17 protein-coding genes are annotated in these 15,814 nt (G+C 51.9%); 9 read left to right on the top strand and 8 right to left on the bottom strand.

What is annotated here, in order from left to right:
- Window positions 1-24: 24 nt before the first annotated feature.
- Window positions 25-687: a DUF3313 domain-containing protein gene (locus BV494_RS23180; protein ID WP_104925144.1), complete on the bottom strand. Its 663-nt coding sequence runs from the start codon at window positions 685-687 to the stop codon at window positions 25-27.
- 259 nt (window positions 688-946) lie between these two features.
- Between BV494_RS23180 and BV494_RS23175 the strand changes: the two genes are divergently transcribed.
- The 3 genes from BV494_RS23175 (at window position 947) to BV494_RS23165 (ending at window position 3,956) form a co-directional block, all read left to right on the top strand.
- The gene (locus BV494_RS23175) at window positions 947-2,065 is read left to right on the top strand and encodes an ABC transporter substrate-binding protein (protein ID WP_104925143.1); all 1,119 of its coding nucleotides are present in this window, start codon (window positions 947-949) and stop codon (window positions 2,063-2,065) included.
- Window positions 2,066-2,136: 71 nt separating this feature from the next.
- Entirely contained in the window at window positions 2,137-3,177 is a 1,041-nt protein-coding gene (locus BV494_RS23170; RefSeq protein ID WP_104925142.1) for a FecCD family ABC transporter permease, read from the top strand.
- Window positions 3,174-3,956: an ABC transporter ATP-binding protein gene (locus BV494_RS23165; protein ID WP_104925141.1), complete on the top strand. Its 783-nt coding sequence runs from the start codon at window positions 3,174-3,176 to the stop codon at window positions 3,954-3,956. The genes BV494_RS23170 and BV494_RS23165 overlap by 4 nt, the downstream gene beginning before the upstream one ends.
- On the opposite strand, the gene BV494_RS25955 is transcribed toward BV494_RS23165, so the two are convergent.
- Window positions 3,884-4,123: a hypothetical protein gene (locus BV494_RS25955; RefSeq protein WP_192938194.1), complete on the bottom strand. Its 240-nt coding sequence runs from the start codon at window positions 4,121-4,123 to the stop codon at window positions 3,884-3,886. The two genes, BV494_RS23165 and BV494_RS25955, sit on opposite strands and share 73 nt — an antisense overlap.
- Before the next feature lie 147 nt (window positions 4,124-4,270).
- Window positions 4,271-5,098, bottom strand: coding sequence for an SDR family oxidoreductase (locus tag BV494_RS23155; protein ID WP_104925140.1), 828 nt, complete (start codon window positions 5,096-5,098; stop codon window positions 4,271-4,273).
- A 132-nt stretch (window positions 5,099-5,230) separates the two neighbouring features.
- Here BV494_RS23155 and BV494_RS23150 point away from each other — a divergent pair, with 132 nt between their 5' ends.
- Entirely contained in the window at window positions 5,231-6,136 is a 906-nt protein-coding gene (locus BV494_RS23150; protein WP_104925292.1) for a LysR family transcriptional regulator, read from the top strand.
- A 15-nt stretch (window positions 6,137-6,151) separates the two neighbouring features.
- On the opposite strand, the gene BV494_RS23145 is transcribed toward BV494_RS23150, so the two are convergent.
- Window positions 6,152-6,352 carry a hypothetical protein gene (locus BV494_RS23145; protein WP_104925139.1) on the bottom strand — a complete coding sequence of 67 codons (201 nt, stop codon included), beginning with the start codon at window positions 6,350-6,352 and terminating at the stop codon, window positions 6,152-6,154.
- A 22-nt stretch (window positions 6,353-6,374) separates the two neighbouring features.
- On the opposite strand from BV494_RS23145, the gene BV494_RS25950 reads away from it, so the two are divergent.
- Window positions 6,375-6,554 (top strand): hypothetical protein, encoded by a 180-nt coding sequence (locus BV494_RS25950; RefSeq protein ID WP_192938193.1) that lies wholly within the window; start codon window positions 6,375-6,377, stop codon window positions 6,552-6,554.
- 31 nt (window positions 6,555-6,585) lie between these two features.
- Here BV494_RS25950 and BV494_RS23140 read toward each other — a convergent pair whose 3' ends face one another.
- Window positions 6,586-9,006, bottom strand: a complete 2,421-nt coding sequence (locus BV494_RS23140; protein ID WP_104925138.1) for a TonB-dependent receptor domain-containing protein — start codon at window positions 9,004-9,006, stop codon at window positions 6,586-6,588.
- Between the two features lie 373 nt (window positions 9,007-9,379).
- On the opposite strand from BV494_RS23140, the gene BV494_RS23135 reads away from it, so the two are divergent.
- The 3 genes from BV494_RS23135 to BV494_RS23125 all read left to right on the top strand — a co-directional run bounded on the left by BV494_RS23135 (window position 9,380) and on the right by BV494_RS23125 (window position 11,463).
- Window positions 9,380-9,991, top strand: a complete 612-nt coding sequence (locus BV494_RS23135) for a TetR/AcrR family transcriptional regulator (RefSeq protein WP_104925137.1) — start codon at window positions 9,380-9,382, stop codon at window positions 9,989-9,991.
- A gap of 177 nt (window positions 9,992-10,168) precedes the next feature.
- Complete coding sequence (locus BV494_RS23130; protein ID WP_104925136.1) at window positions 10,169-10,981, top strand: siderophore-interacting protein; 813 nt, start codon at window positions 10,169-10,171, stop codon at window positions 10,979-10,981.
- Window positions 10,982-10,986: 5 nt separating this feature from the next.
- Window positions 10,987-11,463, top strand: coding sequence for a PadR family transcriptional regulator (locus tag BV494_RS23125; RefSeq protein WP_226790108.1), 477 nt, complete (start codon window positions 10,987-10,989; stop codon window positions 11,461-11,463).
- A gap of 64 nt (window positions 11,464-11,527) precedes the next feature.
- Here the strand turns inward: BV494_RS23125 and BV494_RS23120 are convergent, their stop codons facing one another.
- The 3 genes from BV494_RS23120 to BV494_RS23110 all read right to left on the bottom strand — a co-directional run bounded on the left by BV494_RS23120 (window position 11,528) and on the right by BV494_RS23110 (window position 14,032).
- A complete protein-coding gene (locus tag BV494_RS23120; RefSeq protein ID WP_104925135.1) occupies window positions 11,528-12,880 on the bottom strand; it encodes a glycoside hydrolase family 10-like protein in 1,353 nt (450 codons plus the stop codon).
- 104 nt (window positions 12,881-12,984) lie between these two features.
- Window positions 12,985-13,755, bottom strand: a complete 771-nt coding sequence (gene map / locus BV494_RS23115; RefSeq protein WP_104925290.1) for a type I methionyl aminopeptidase — start codon at window positions 13,753-13,755, stop codon at window positions 12,985-12,987.
- 22 nt (window positions 13,756-13,777) lie between these two features.
- Window positions 13,778-14,032: a ParD-like family protein gene (locus BV494_RS23110; RefSeq protein ID WP_104925134.1), complete on the bottom strand. Its 255-nt coding sequence runs from the start codon at window positions 14,030-14,032 to the stop codon at window positions 13,778-13,780.
- A 735-nt stretch (window positions 14,033-14,767) separates the two neighbouring features.
- Here BV494_RS23110 and BV494_RS23105 point away from each other — a divergent pair.
- On the top strand, window positions 14,768-15,319 hold the full coding sequence (locus BV494_RS23105; protein WP_104925133.1) for a tyrosine-type DNA invertase: 552 nt from the start codon (window positions 14,768-14,770) through the stop codon (window positions 15,317-15,319).
- The last annotated feature ends 495 nt before the right edge of the window (window positions 15,320-15,814 follow it).

Below are 15,814 nucleotides of genomic sequence, written 5' to 3'. Positions count from 1 at the left end.
ACGAGCCCTTTCTGATTCAGCCGGTTATTTCAGCTGTTCCTGCAACTGATCCGCGCCTTTCTCCAGCCCGGTTTCTGCCGCACTCAGTGCGCCAAAAGTCGCCCCGATATTCAGTGAGTTCGGGTACTGGCGGGAGATATAGGATTTGAGCAGCTGATTGGTCGGTGCATCGTAGATTTCCACCGCATAACTCACCGAGCCGGTAAACGATCCTTGTTTGCCGCGGATGGACTGCACGATGTTGTACGGCCCGCCCATCAGGTCAAAACGGGTGAACGTTCCGACAAACGGCGTGCTGGTTTCCGCGCCGGTCAACGTCAGACGAATGCGCAAGGTGCCCGGCGTGATGGCGTTGGTCAGCGGGAACCGTTCCGCCACGCTTTTGCCGAAGACCTGCTGCATGTGCGCCGCCAGTTGTTGTTTTTGTTCAGGAGAAACGTCATCGAACTGGGCATCCGATCCCTGATAAATCACCACCGGATCCACAATGGCGCGGGAATATTTATTCCAGTCAACCGGCGTGTTGTAGCTGAACGCGATATGCCCGGATTCATCCTGCGTATCAGGTTTCATCTGGGAAGAAGAGGTGACCCCGGTGTAGGGCACAGGCTGGGTACTCGCGCACCCCGTTAATAAACCTAAAGAAATCAAAGCTGCCAGCGAATAGCCGTTTGTTAACGCAGACATACGTCTTACCTTCTTTTGAAAAATGCAGCGGGATGTCAGTTTGCTTTTTCATCAAACCGTACAGTACGGTACATTTATGGGGTAATAAAATTCCTATGTCAAGAAAATGTACAGGTGGGTTCAGTTATGAGTCGTTGTTTTGCAGGGAGGTGTTAAAACACTTGAAAGAAAATGTTTAATTGTGTAAATAAAAGCGTCAAACATAATTGATAATCATTTTCATTTAAATTGTTCTACTTGCTCGGGGAAACTGAAATTCATGACGACTCATTCTTGTAAACTGCGCCTGCTCGCCTGCGCGTTATCTTTTGCCACGCTGGCTGCCAGCACCTCAGCTGTTGCTGAAATCAAAACCCTGACCGACGTGATTGGTCGCGAAGTGAAAGTCGATCTGCCGGCGAAACGTGTGGTGGTGGGTTTTTACTTTGAAGATTACATGTCGGTCGGCGGCGAAAAAGCTTATGACCATGTTGTGGGCATCTCACGCGAGGCATGGGAAGGCTGGGTGCCGGCTAACTGGAATTTGCACGTTGCGCACCGTCCGTCGCTGAAAAATATCCCGGACGTCGGGGAAGTCGAGGCACAAAGCTTCTCCGTCGAGAAAGTGCTGAGCCTGAATCCGGATCTGGTGGTGCTCGCCGACTGGCAGTTTAAGTCGCTGGGCGGGGATGTGCAGCGTATTGAAAAACAAGGCATTCCGGTGGTGGTGATTGATTACAATGCCCAGACCGTGGAGCGCCACGTCGCGTCTACCCGTGTGTTAGGCACACTGACCGGGCAGGAAGCGCGCGCGAAAGAAATGGCGGAATTGTATGCGTCGTCGCTGAAAAATGTGGCTGACCGCATTGCCGCGTCCGGCAAACCTAAACCGAAAGTGTACGTAGAATTCGGTAACAAAGGGCCGGAGGAATACTCCTTCACCTACGGCAAGAACATGTGGGGCGCGATGGCGACCGCCGCCGGGGGTGACAACATTGCTGCGCCGTTTGTCGAGTGGTGGGGCCCGATTAACCCTGAGCAGGTACTGGCCTCAAAGCCGGACGCTATTTTTATCTCCGGGCGTGAAAACAACAAAAACCCGGCGGCTTTACCGATGGGTGTCGGCATCAGCAAAACCGAAGCGCGCGCGAAGCTGAAAGGCTTTGAAAACCGTCGTGGCTGGATCGAATTACCGGCGATTCAGAAAGGGCAGTTATTCGGCGTGTATCAGGGGGCGTCGCGCACGATTTCAGATTTTGCGATGGTGCAGTACATGGCAAAACAGCTGTATCCGGAACAGTTTAAAGACCTGGATCCGCTGGCGAACTATCTGAACTTCTACAAAAAATACCTGCCAGTGACGCCGGAAGGCACGTTCGTGGTTGGCCTGAAAGACTGATTACACCACTGACTTCCATCTGAAGCGCTGCCATGAGCAGCGCTTCTTTCGTTTTCTGACAGGGAATTTTTATGACGACTTCTGCTGGCCGCCGCGAGGCGATTACCGCGCATCGCGCGCGCGAACGTAAGCGCTGGCGCTACGTGTTTCTGTTTCTGCTGATCACCGCTGTCAGCCTGGTCTTTGATATCGCCACCGGCCCGTCAATGCTGTCGCCGTCCGAGGTGATCTGCTCGCTGACCGGGATCGGCGAACGCGCCGCCATGACCGATGCCATCGTGCGTGAATTCCGTTTGCCGATGGCGCTGATGGCGCTGGTCGTCGGTGCCGCGCTGGGCGCAGGCGGCGCACAGATGCAAACGCTGCTCAACAACCCGATGGCCAGCCCGTACACCTTAGGGATGGCAGCGGCGGCCGGATTTGGCGCAGCGCTGAGTCTGGCATTTGGCGGATTCGGGCTGAATCCCATGATTTCTGTGCCGATCGGCGCGTTTCTCTTTTCGATGATTGCGGCGCTGTTTCTGTTCATGCTGGCCTCGATGCGAACGGTCAGAACGGAAACCATTATTCTGGGCGGGATTGCGCTGCTGTTTCTGTTCCAGTCGCTGCTTTCGCTGATCCAGTTTTTGTCCTCGCCTGAACTTTCTCAGCAAATTTTATTCTGGCTGTTCGGCAGTCTGACCAAAGCCACCTGGCCGACGCTGGCGACCACGCTGATCTGTTGCCTGATGCTGATGGCAGATTCGTGGAAACTGGCGGCGCTGCGTATGGGTGAAATGCGCGCGCTGAGCCTCGGCGTTAACGTGCGGAGGTTGCGGATGAAAATCCTGATTATCGTGGCGGTGATGACCGCGACGGCGACCAGTTTTGTCGGCGTCATCGGGTTTATCGGGCTGGTTGCGCCGCACATTGCCCGCATGGTGGTGGGAGAGGATCAGCGTTTCGCAATGCCGATGTCCGTTCTGGCGGGCGCGCTGATGCTGTCGGCGGCGTCGGTGTTATCGAAGTCCATCGTGCCCGGCGCGTTGTTCCCGGTCGGGATTGTGACCGCGATTGTGGGCGTGCCGTTCCTGCTCTGGCTGATTTTTGCACCACGCAGGAGGAGCTTATGATCCAGCTGGAAAATGTCGGCGTCGACCGGCAGGGGCGCAGCATTATTGCCGGGGTCAGCACGCAGCTTGAGGCCGGAAAAATTCACGTGATCATCGGCCCGAACGGGACCGGTAAAACCACGTTACTGAACGCGATGTTTGGCGAACTGGCGCTGGCTCAGGGGCAGGTCAGGTTTGCCGGGCAGACTTTATTGCCGGGGAAAGCGCGCGGGAAATTCCTGCATGGCTGGCGGGACACCTTTGCCTATCTTCCGCAGGATACCGCCGCCGATATCGCGCTGACGGTGCTGGAAGTGGTGGTCCTCGGGCGGCTCGGTAAGCTTTCGCTGCACATCGATGATGAAACCCTGGCCGCCGCCATGGAACGGCTGGAACAGGCGGGAATTGCGCATCTGGCGGGGCGTGATATCGCTTCGTTAAGCGGCGGTCAGCGGCAAATGGTGCTGTTCGCGCAGGTCATGATGCGTGAGCCCAAAGCCATGTTGCTGGATGAACCGGTCAGCGCGTTAGATCTGAAACACCAGATTTCGTTGCTGGATCTGGTGCGCCGCGAAACGCGCGCGCGGGATTGGGTGACGGTCATTGTGTTGCACGATCTCAATCTGGCGTGTCAGTACGCCGATAATTTACTGGTGGTGGCACACGGAAAAATTCAGGCAGCCGGTCATCCGCGTGACGTTGTCACGGAAAATCTGATTGAAAAGACTTACGGCGTGAAAGTTGAAGTGCTCACCGACCGTGCCGGAAATCCGGTGATCCAACCCGTGAGCGGAATCTGAAGGCGTTCCGGCAGGCGGTTACGCGTCGGCCGGAAATTGATGAAACGGGTACGCGTGCCGCCCAGCGGTTCATGATCGGTGTAGTTCAGCAGGGTGGTGACGTTTACGCAGACGGGTGACAGCAGCAGGGCAAGCGCCAGCGCGAGCGGTTTTCTGATTAATTCCATGTAATCTCACATGTCGGGTGGCAAAAATATGAGTTTACTCACTGATGCCAGACGTGAACGTGCGTGGAAACAAGTTATTTCAGAAAGCCGTGCGCGCTGTGGTAATAATCCACGGTTTATCAATGCCGCAGATTATTTAATGTTATATCAGGCTTTTAAATCGCCGTATTTATAGGACGCGGTAACGCCGCCGTCGATCAGAATATCGCTCCCGCTAATGTAGGTTCCATTCGGACCGAACAGGAATTCGGCCAGTGCGCCGATCTCATCCGGCGTGCCCCCGCGGCCAGCCGGTGATTTGGCCAGCATATTTTGGTAAAACGCACCGCGTTCTGCACTGTTTAGCTCATCATAAGCCAGCGGAGTGAAGACAATACCGGCGCTGATGCAGTTGAGCCGGGCACCGCGTTTTCCCCATCTGACGGCTTCGGACATCACGCGTAATGCATTGCCGCGTTTTGAAATCTGGTAGGCGTACAGGCTGTCATCAATGGTTTTAATGAAAGGTAACGCCAGTAAAGCCTCCGGCGGCAGCGTAGCAAGAAGGTCGGCATCTTTTTGAGAAATCGCATCCACATCAAGACGATGGCTGGATTGTGAACCGATGACGACGGCTGAACCCCCTTTCGCAATCACTTTCCCAAACTCTTCGAACAGAACCGCTGTGCCGTATAAATCGACATGGATGATGTCCTGTGCTTTCGCCTGTGAAGGAGATAACCCGGCGGTATGAATCACGCCTTTTACCTCGCCCAGCGTGCAGGCTTGTTTGACTAGATCCTGAATGGACTGGCGTGAACGGGTATCAACATACGCGGTACTGACGTCGAATCCTGCCCGTGATAAGACAGCCGCGGCCGCTTCGGCAATTTCAGGTTTAATGTCAGCCAGTAATATATGCTTGCCGACGCTCACCCTGCGCGCAATTGCCTGTGCGATAGAACCACTTCCTGTCACAACCATGATCTCTTTCATTTGCTGCCTCTTAGCCATTTCAATGGCAACTATTATCTTGTTTTGACTATGTCTGGTATATGAATTGTCTGTGCATTCAGAATTCCCATTTATTGTATAATCATGTTCCTGTTCGCCCTGATGAGAACCCTGATGCTGGATAAACTTGATGCGCTGAGAATATTTTGTACTGCCGCCGAAACCCTGAAGTTCAGGGAAACTGCCGTCCGGTTAGGCATTGCTCCGCAACTGGTCACCCGTGGCATTGCTGAGCTCGAAAAGCAGTTAGGCGAAATGCTGTTTTTGCGTAACACACGTCAGATGAAACTGACGCCTTTCGGGCAGCAGTTTTGGCCAAAGGCCGGGATGTTGCTGGCGGAAAGTGAAAATCTTTTTTCCGAACACAAAAGCCAGAAGTTGCAGGACATGTCAGGCAGTGTGCGCATTACGCTTCCGCCCCTGTTTGAGAATCAGGAAATTTTACGTCGCTTATTGCGGCAGCTGCTGGATTATCCGCATCTCAACATTGAGTGGCTTCCGACTGATATGCATCTGAATATTATCGATGAACAGGTTGATATCGGTATCCGGATTGGTACGGTGCCGGACAACCGTTTTATTGTAAAAAGCATTCGCCCGGTGGGTGTCAATATTGTGGCATCACCCGAACTTATCGCCCGAACAGGAATGCCGGAATCTTTGCGTGATCTGCAATTTAATTACCCGCTCAGTGCCCTGAACAACAGCAATTCCGGGCGGGTATGGCCCTGGCAATTTGCCGACGGCAGCAGTTTTTTTCCTGCACAGCCCTCATTTATTGCCGCCGACATTGGCAGTGAACTATCGGCAGCGCTGGCTGGCAGAACATTTAGCCAGCTGGCGGATATTTCAGTGCGACCCTTTGTGCGGCGGGGAGAACTGGTTAATGTCCTGCCGGAATTAAACTATCAGCCGTGGCAGCTTTATATTTTCCGACCGCATCAGCCACTGTTACCAGCGAGGGTTCGTCTGGTGTTTGATCTGCTGAATCAGATCCTCAAAGACCTTTTCAGCGGATAGCCGCGAGCTGTCGGGTTATTCGGATAAAGACAACAAGGCATCATCCAGACGTCCACCCTGGATGTGAATGCCGGACAGCGTTGCCTCCATTTCTGACAAATCCTGAGGACTCAGTATCAGGTCGATGGATTTCAGGTTGTCTTCAATATAGGTCACCTTATCCATGCCGGGGGCGGAAACGGTCAATCCACTGCGACCCAACTGACGGTATTTCATCTTCTTTTCCTTATGGTTATTTATGGCAGAAGCAAAACAGGGATGCAGTGTAATAGGGATGATTGTGTCTGTATGTGGATTTATTTTGATTTTAGTATTCGTAAATCAGGAATTATTCGCGTTATTAAACATCGGCGGAAATAGCGATTACGCCGGGATCACAAAAGAAGAATGCAAAAAAAAGCGCCATGTTTTCACATGACGCTCAGGTCTTTCAGGTGATGAATTATCGCTTAGAAATCGACATTCACGCCCAGCTGGAAGCTGCGGCCTGGCATCACGGCCAGCGCTTTGTTGTAGGCATCCTGATTGGTGGTTTCAGTCAGGGTACGGCTGCTCAGGTAATCCCAGTATTTACGGTCGGTGATGTTATACACGCCACCGCTGAGTTTTACGTTTTTCGCTACTTTCCAGTAGGCCGTTGCATCAAGCAAACCGTAGCCTGGCACGTTCATGTATTCCGTGGTGGAATCCGTGATCGCCGTACCGGCGTTGGTGTAGCTCTGACGGTTGGTCGCTTCGGCTTTTTTACCTTTCACGAAGGTTGCGGTCAGCGCCGTTCCGTAGATGCCTGACGGATCATCCCATGCCACACCGGCCACAAATTTCATTGGCGGCACGCTGTCGATATCAACGTATTTGTCGCCCTCGTAGCTGGATTTCGATTCACCTTTGGCGTAACCCAGTGCGAAGGAGGTGCTCAGACCGTCTACGCTGCTGAACCATGTGCCGTAGTTAATTTTGGTACTTATATCGCCACCGTAGATAAACGCTTCATCGCGGTTTTCGGCCTGATAAATCGTATAAATATTGGAAGGGACGTTGGTGAACATGCCGGGGCTGCCCGCACGGGTATAACGGGTGTTGGCGATGAAGTTTTTGTACGTGTTGTAGAACACGGAAGTCTTGAAGGTCACGCCTTCAGTGGCTTCGCCTTTCATGCCCCATTCGAAGTTGTTGCTGGTTTCGGTTTTCAGGTTGGTGTTACCGATCAGCGCATATTGCTGAGAACCGGCATAAGAAGAACCGAGGTTCCAGGAACCGTAAAGCTGGCTGGCATCCGGGAACTGTGCGCCACGACGGTATTGCAGGTAAGTCATCAGCTTAGGCGTGATGTCATACGTGAATGCCAGTGATGGCAGAACCTGCGTATCGGTGTTGGCTTTACCGTACAGCGTCGACACCTGGCTTTCAGACACGGTGCTGTTAGACAAATCGGACAGGTCTGTCGCTTTCGTATTCTGATACGCCACACGTACCGCAGGCACAATGGAGAAGTTATGGCCGTCGAGGTCAAACTTCATGGTGTCTTGCAGGAAGCCGCCGAGAACGTAAGAACGGCTGTTGGCTTCAGGCTGCATGATGGTGGTGTAAACGCTTTGATCCGGGCTTTCGCGGAACGGACGTTCGGTATTAGAGATGCGACCGTTAATCCCGGCGCTCAGCTCGTGGCGACCCAGCGTTTTCAGCCAGCTGGTTTCCGCACCGTAGGTGTTCACGTCATAGTTGGAATAGACGTTCATCATCTGCTTGCTGGCGTTCGGCATGTAAGTATTGTCGTGCGCCTGGGTGTACTGGTAATAGACTTTCGAGACGAGGGCATCCACGTAATCGTTGAACGGCGTCCATTCGTCTTTCAAGCTTGCGCCCCAGCGGCGGGTGTTACTTTGCTGCTGTGCGGTACCCAGAATTGAGCTGCCTGCGCTGTTCCACGCATCGTAATGGGTGTGGTTAATTTTCTCGTAGTAATCGAGCGTGCCGGTAAATTTATGTTCGTCGTTTGGCTGCCAGATACCGGACGTCATGATGGCGTTCGAGTGCCAGTTCGCCGGGTAAGCATCGTGCGTACCGCTGTTATTGCTGGTTTCCTGCCCGTCACGACGGCTGAAGGCCACGACGCCACGCAGGGTTTCGTCACCGGCGGCGGCAGTGATGCCGTTGTGCCATGAACGGTTTGAAGAATCATAATCAGACTGGTAGCCGAAATAGGTTTCTTTGCCCGGACGCAGATAGTCGTCTGCGGTTTTCGGCAGGAAGGAAACGGCACCGCCGATAGACGTGTTCGCGCGGCTGGCTGAGGTGGCACCGGATTCGATATCCACCTGACCGTACATGTACGGGTCGATATAATCGCGGCCGATACCGGATGTGCCCAGACCCGCACGGCTTGCATAGCTGCGGCCGGTGGCGTTTGGCTGCGGAATGCCGTCGACGTCGATGCTGACGCGGTTGCTTTCCAGACCACGAATGTTATAGCCGGTGTAACCGCTGCGGTCGAAGCCGCTTTTGCCGTTGCCGGAGCCGCCACTGGAACCGGTCGCAGTGATCAGCGGCTCATAACGCATGATAGAACCGAAATCATTACCGCCACGTTTTTGCATATCTGCCGCAGTGATGGTGGTTTTCGAGCCCGGCGTTTTATCCGGAGCGACGCCGGTGACGGTCATCACTTCTTCGTTGTTCTGTGCCAGATCCTTAGCACTGCGCACCACCGGTTTCTTTTTGATGGTTTCTGAAGACTGTGCTTTGTTCTGTGTCAGATCGGTATTGTCTTTAACGGCTTCCGCTGCGTTTACGTTAAAAGTGGTGGTGAGAATCGTCCCCATGAAAATGACGTTTTTCACCAAACCCTGCTGTGTAAAGGATTTGAACATTTGTTTTTAGCCCTGCACTTAATTTTTTAAGTTCTGCTCGCATTTACTGCCTTTCGACAAATTCAGACGCGTATGTCATCTGTCTTATTCTTCCGTGAAAAGCCGTTATCCTTATAAAATATGGGTTAAATTACAGTCCTGACCCACTTCAGCTTGGTGCGAATGATAATGATACTGATAATTGTTATCAACAAAATGGTAAATAAAAATGCGCTTCTTAACGAAATCTTTGCAATTCGTTCTGAAAAATGGGCTATGAAGGACGCTTTACAACCTGCAAACCCGTGGTTAGAGTGGGGAATCAGCAAACTGTACCGTACAGTTTTATCGCCGTGATTATGACCGGGGCCGTAAAGCAATATCAGGAGAGAAGATGAAAGTTCGCACCGAAGCCCGCAGGGAGGCAATCATCGATGCCGCAGCGCAACTGTTTCAGGAAACCGGATACGAACGCGCATCTATGAATGAACTTGCCCGGCGTCTGGGCGGTTCAAAAGCTACGCTCTACAGCTATTTTCCGTCAAAAGAATCCTTACTGGTGGCGGTGGTGAAAGCGTATGCCACCGGGCACCTTTCCGACGCCGTCAGCGACCTGACCAGCGCGTGGACGGATGCCAGTCTCGAGACCATTCTCACCCGCTTTGGTGAGAGAATGTTACTGGTGCTCACCAATGACGCCTCGGCGCTGGCGGTGTATCGCATGGTGCTCGCCGAGTCTGGCCATTCTGATATCGGCACGTTGTTTTATGACGCCGGGCCACGGGAAAGCGTCGATATCCTGGCAAAATTCCTGGCCAGTGCGATGGAAAGAGGGCAACTGGTGCAGGCCGATGCGCATCTGCGTGCCGTCCAATTTCTGGCGCTGGTAACCGCGCAAACCAACACGCGCCTTTATCAGCGTAACCCCGCGCCGCTGGACATTGCGGAAATCCGTCAGATGGTGAGCAGCGCCGTAGACATGTTTTTGCGTGGCGCGGTGCGTTAATTCACACAACGTATTTTTATGCCAGAACTGACAACCGGCCTTCTTCACGATGGCCGGTTTTTTTTTGAAGTCGTTGCATAAAACATGACTAAGATATATCTTTAAATTGAACTGAGAATCATTCACGCCCTTTTCAGGGTCCGTGACGGTTAATTTCGCTACCCTGAGAGAAAGAATATGGAACACAAACGCACTGAATCTTCCGCCGCCAACCTGCCGGTACGCGTTAAGAACGAACTGGTTTTCCGTCACCTCACGGTGAAAAGCGCTGAAACCGTTTCCGGCTGTTTTAAACGCATCGTATTGAACGGCGACGAGCTGAAAGGTTTTACATCAGGTGGCTTTGATGACCACATCAAACTGTTCTTCCCGGCCAATCCGGGCGACGTGATTACGCCGCCTGTCGCCACGGAAGACGGCATTGTCTGGGGCGAAGGCCCGCGTCCGGTGAATCGCGAATACACGCCGCTGCATTTCGACGCGCAAACCCTCGAACTGACGCTGGATTTTTATATTCACGACGGCGGCGTTGCCAGCGAATGGGCCGACAACGCCAAACCGGGCGATAAGCTGATCATCGGTGGCCCGCGCGGTTCCCTGATTATTCCGACGACGTATCGGTGGCAGCTGTATCTTTGTGATGAGACCGGGCTTCCGGCCGTAAAACGCCGCCTGCGTGAACTGAAAGAGGCCGCTGTCAGCGCAAAAATCACCGTGCTGGTGAAAGTGAAAGACGTGAGCTGTGTCAGTTATCTGGATGAAGAAAAAGATTTCAACGTCGAGTGGATCGTCAGCCATGAGCAAAATGGTTATGCCGAAGACGATGTGGTGGTGCAGAAACTGAAAAGCCTGATGCTGCCGGAAAATGATTATTACGTCTGGGCCACCGGCGAAGGGAAATTCGTGAAAGGCCTGAATGATTACTTCACCGAAACCCGTGGCCTGGACGCAAACTTCGTCCGCTGCGTGGCGTACTGGCACGCGAAATAATGCTGATGAATAAGCACCGTCGCGAAAGAATGTTCGAAACCGGTGATATCCGCTTATTAATGCTGCATTTTTTGCAGCAACGTTCCGCCCACGGTTATGAACTGATCAAAGCCATCGAAGATCTGGCGAAAGGGGAATACACCCCCAGCGCCAGCATTATTTATCCCAATCTGACGTATCTTGAAGAGCAGGGTTTTGTGCTGGCGAACCAGGAAGACGGCGGGAAGAAGCAATATACGATCACCGCTGAAGGTGCCGCGTTGCTGAACCAGCAGGGCGAATTACTGACGACGGTGACGGAGCGGTTGCATTCGCTGGCGATCCTGTCGAACAACCGCAGTATTCCGGAAATGCAAAGGGCGATAAATAATATCCGTTCGGCGCTGAATTTACGCCTCGCAAAAGGCCCCATCGAACAGGAAACGCTGTATAAAATTACCGATGCGTTAGATCGCGCAACCAAAGAAATTGAACGCAGTTAGAATTGAATAGAAAAAGCCCCCGGCGTCATCATACAGGGGGCTTTTTTGTTTTATCCGCTCTGACTTAATGTCCCCAGCGGCTTCTCAGGTAACGCACGGCGTCCTGCGTTTGCGGCTGATTCAGGTAGTTTTCCCTGAACAGAATCGTGCCGCTGATGCCCGGTAACGATTCGTTCATGTCGAGCTGTTTCTTCAGCTCAGGCACGCCACCGCTGGTGGTCCATTCCGGCTCATTCTTCGACGGCTCGCCCACTTTATACAGCGCAATGCCGATATACAGGCGCGTGTTGTTCGGTTTTACGACATCCGCCCACCATTTCGCCAGCACGTCATAGCGCGCCGCCTTGCGGGAGAACGGCCAGTAAAGCTGCGGCGCAATGTAATCAAGCAAGCCTTGTTTCACCCAAAGACGCGTATCGGCATAGGCTTCGTCATACGCCGCCGCGCCGCGCGTGTCGGAACCGGCAGGATCGAACGACAGATTACGCCAGACGCCCGCCGGGCTAACGCCAAATTCAACGCCCGGTTTCAGCTGACGGACGGTGCGGGAAACCTGCTCGATCAGCAGCTGGGTATTGTGGCGACGCCAGTCTGCTTTTGAGCTAAATCCCTGACCGTATTTTCTGAACGTCATGCTGTCGTCGAGCGCCGAGCCCGGCGTTTCTGCATAGAAATAGTCATCAAACTGCACGCCGTCAACCGGGTAATGGGCGACGACTTCGGCCACGATGCTGGTGATCCAGTCGCGCGCTTCCGGAATGCCGGGGTCAAGCACCAGACGGTCTCCTGCGGTGCGGATCCAGTCACGGTGCAGCACATAAACGCTCGCCGGACTGAGTGACAATGTGCGATTCAGCTCGGCAATCGTTGAAGGTTTGGTATTCACCGTAACGCGGTACGGGTTGAACCACGCGTGAACTTTCATGCCGCGCTTGTGCGCTTCATCGAGCATAAATGCCAGCGGATCGTAACCCGGATTTTCGCCAATTGTGCCGGTCAGCATATCGGACCACGGCAAAATTTTGGATTGCCACAGCGCGGTGCCGTCTGGCTTAACCTGGAAGAACACAGTATTGATGCCCAGCGATTTCAGGTTATCCAGTTTGTCGGTCAGGGATTTTTTCTGTTGGCTGATGCGCAGGGCGGGGCTGCTGACATTCACCGAAGACACCGGCGGCCAGTCGAGACGGGAAACCGTCGCCAGCCATACGCCGCGCACCGGCTCTTTGTTTTGTTCGCCTTTCGGCGCAAGAGGTTGTTTTGCGACCGTAGGCAGCGGCGTGACCAGCGATTTCGGCGGTGTGGATGAACAGCTCGCCAGTAACAACGCCATAGCAACAAGAGCACCTGACTGTTTAGCCGGCGTTGCGGAGGTCAAAATACGGGAAGAAGCGATGATAAACTCCGGGACTTTCATGTCGTTTTTCGAATAAAAACATTCTCGTAGTATTCGAATTAAAGTCAACCAGCCAGGCGCTTATCATCGCATCGGGCATGATCCGGATGCGGTAAAAATTCCGCTTAGTCGTGTTCAGGCCACGGCGTCAGGATTTCATAGCCGTCTTTGGTCACGGCCACCATGTGTTCCCACTGCGCGGACAATGAATGATCTTTGGTGACCACCGTCCAGCCGTCGGGCAGCACTTTATTCTGCTTTTTACCGGCATTCAGCATCGGTTCGATGGTGAATAACATGCCTTCCTGCAGCACCAGACCGCGACCTTTTTCGCCATAATGCAGCACCTGCGGATCTTCGTGATATCCCATGCCGATGCCGTGACCGCAGTATTCTTCCACGATGGAGAACCCGTCGCGTTTCGCGACGGCGGCAATCGCATAACCGACGTCACCCAGCGTTGCGCCGGGGCGGACAACTTCAATCCCGGCCATCATCGCTTCATAGGTGGTGTCGGTCAGGCGGCGGGCAAGAATGCCCGGCTCTCCGGCGTAATACATGCGGCTGGTGTCGCCGTACCAGCCGTCTTTGATCAGCGCGACGTCGATGTTGACGATATCGCCTTTTTTCAGTGCCTTGTCGGACGGAATACCGTGGCAAATGACATGATTGACGGAGGTACAGGTGGTTTTTTCGTAGCCGTGATAGCCGATATTAGCCGGGATCGCCTTCAATTCATTGACGATAAAATCGTGGCAGATGCGGTCAAGTTCGTTGGTGGTGACGCCGGGCACAACGTAAGGTGTGATCATATGCAAAACCCGGGCGGCCAGTTTGCCAGCGATGCGGGCTTTACTGATGCCTTCCGGCGTTTTGATCATGCGGTTGTTATTCATAAAATACGCGCTGTCTAAACCATTATTCATTACTTGCCTTCCTGTGTGTGCCGCCCACGTTTAACAGCGTACGGAAACTGTCAGTGTTCTCATCGGATTCCATGCTGCAACGCACCAGCAGCCGGGAAATTTCGCTGTGGGTCATGTCCGGATGGGTTTCCATTAACATGCCAATTTTCATCCAGTGTTCGGCCTGCGCATTGATCGAACGCGTGTAAGCCAGACTGGCGATGCGTAAGTTTTCATGCATCAGTTCTGAAATCTTGATGATGCCCATAAGCTTGCCTCAGTGGTATACGAAACGTATATGCTTCGTATACTAACCGGAAAAAAGCCGCAGCTCAACCTGTGCCGCTCATGACACCTTTCAGGGGTTGGCGTATATTGTGGCCAGTTTTCAATTTCTTATCGTATAAATCACATCAAAAAGGTTCACATGAAATCTACAAGCAAGTTACTTATGGGTGAACAACCTCGATAACGATATTCAAATCCGCCTGGCATCCAGCGCCACCCAATAAGGTGTATTTGAAATACGTCATCCTCCATGACTGATTGTCAGTGAAAAAGCCTCCGTTAAAACACCGGAGGTTTTTTTTATCTCCCGAAACATCATTTTAAGAAAAATCCGGCGTTAATGGGGATTACTCCTAATAAACAGTGTTAATAAAATATAATCATGATGGATTATTAAGAACTTTATAAATACACAGGTCCGGATATCTGAGTTAACTTGAAAGATCTTTATTTTCTCCGTCATGTAAACCTGAAAAATTCATTTTCAGAAGCCATTTGTCAACTGATTTTTAGAAACTGATGTTTTTTCACCTGGTTTTAAGACAAAATCCCGCACGAATTTGTTTCAATATTTCAGACCATCAACGTCCTGTGCTCATGGCTCTTTTGGGGCAGGAACTAACCTGCGGGAATAACGGATACGTAAACGTATCCTCGCCTGAACAGTCTCATAAGAACTCATAAGATTCTTAAATAAATCAAGGAAAGACGTTAAATGAATGAGAGAAAGTACTTAACTCAGGTTGAGATGGAGAGACTCGTTGGTGCTGTTTCGACAGGAATTAATGAACATCGGGATAAGTGCATGTTGTTGATGTGCTTTATTCATGGCCTTCGTGTGAGTGAACTGGCCGGATTAAGAATTCAGGACGTTGAGGTTTCGACGAAGACGATCTACATCGCCCGGCTAAAAAATGGGTTTTCAGTTCAGCACCCGATACAAAACAGGGAGATGGTATTCATAAAGAAGTGGCTGGAAATAAGGTCGCAATATCTTGACTCTGACTCGAATTGGCTATTTCTATCCCGGCACGGGGGGCGGTTGTCCCGGCAGCAATTGTACCGTTTGTTCCGTAAATACGGGGAGAGTGCAGGAATTAATGTTGCTGTTCACCCGCACATGCTCAGGCATGCTTGTGGTTATGCGCTGGCAGACAACGGCTGTGACACCCGGCTGATTCAGGATTACCTGGGCCACAGAAGTATTCAAAACACGGTAATTTATACGGCAAGTAATGCCGGGCGATTCCGCGCCATTACGCTGTAACACAACGTTTTCAGTATGGCTGCGCTGACGATGATACGCATACGTGTAAAGAACCGACACCGGCATAATATCTCTTTGCTACTGATTTATTTAGCTGTTCTAAGGCACCCTCGGGTGCTTTTTTTATCCATAAATATCCCGGCAAACAGGCCATAAACGAGAAAATACTGAAAAAGATATTTCTGTTTTATGGGGGTATCAGGGTAATAAACGCAATCATGCAGGATATTTCTAATTATTGAATAAGAATCCATTTATATTAAATGGGATTTCACTTTGTCTTTACGTGCGAAAAATGACTTGATTCTGTAAATTTAGAAACGTATATTTACCTTGTTCAAACAGGGCGGACATATTTACATAACACTCCGCCATGTCATGTATATAGAATATCATTATTATAAAAACGCATCATTCTATATAGGTAAGCGAAATATCTTATTATGGTGGGGAAGGCATACCCATCGTCGGAATCTTACGATCAAAATTGACGTT

It is taken from the genome of Rahnella sikkimica, from assembly GCF_002951615.1.
Taxonomy (GTDB): Bacteria; Pseudomonadota; Gammaproteobacteria; order Enterobacterales; family Enterobacteriaceae; genus Rahnella; species Rahnella sikkimica.
Note: the sequence above shows the minus strand (reverse complement) of the source record. Positions and strands in the feature narration are given on the sequence as shown.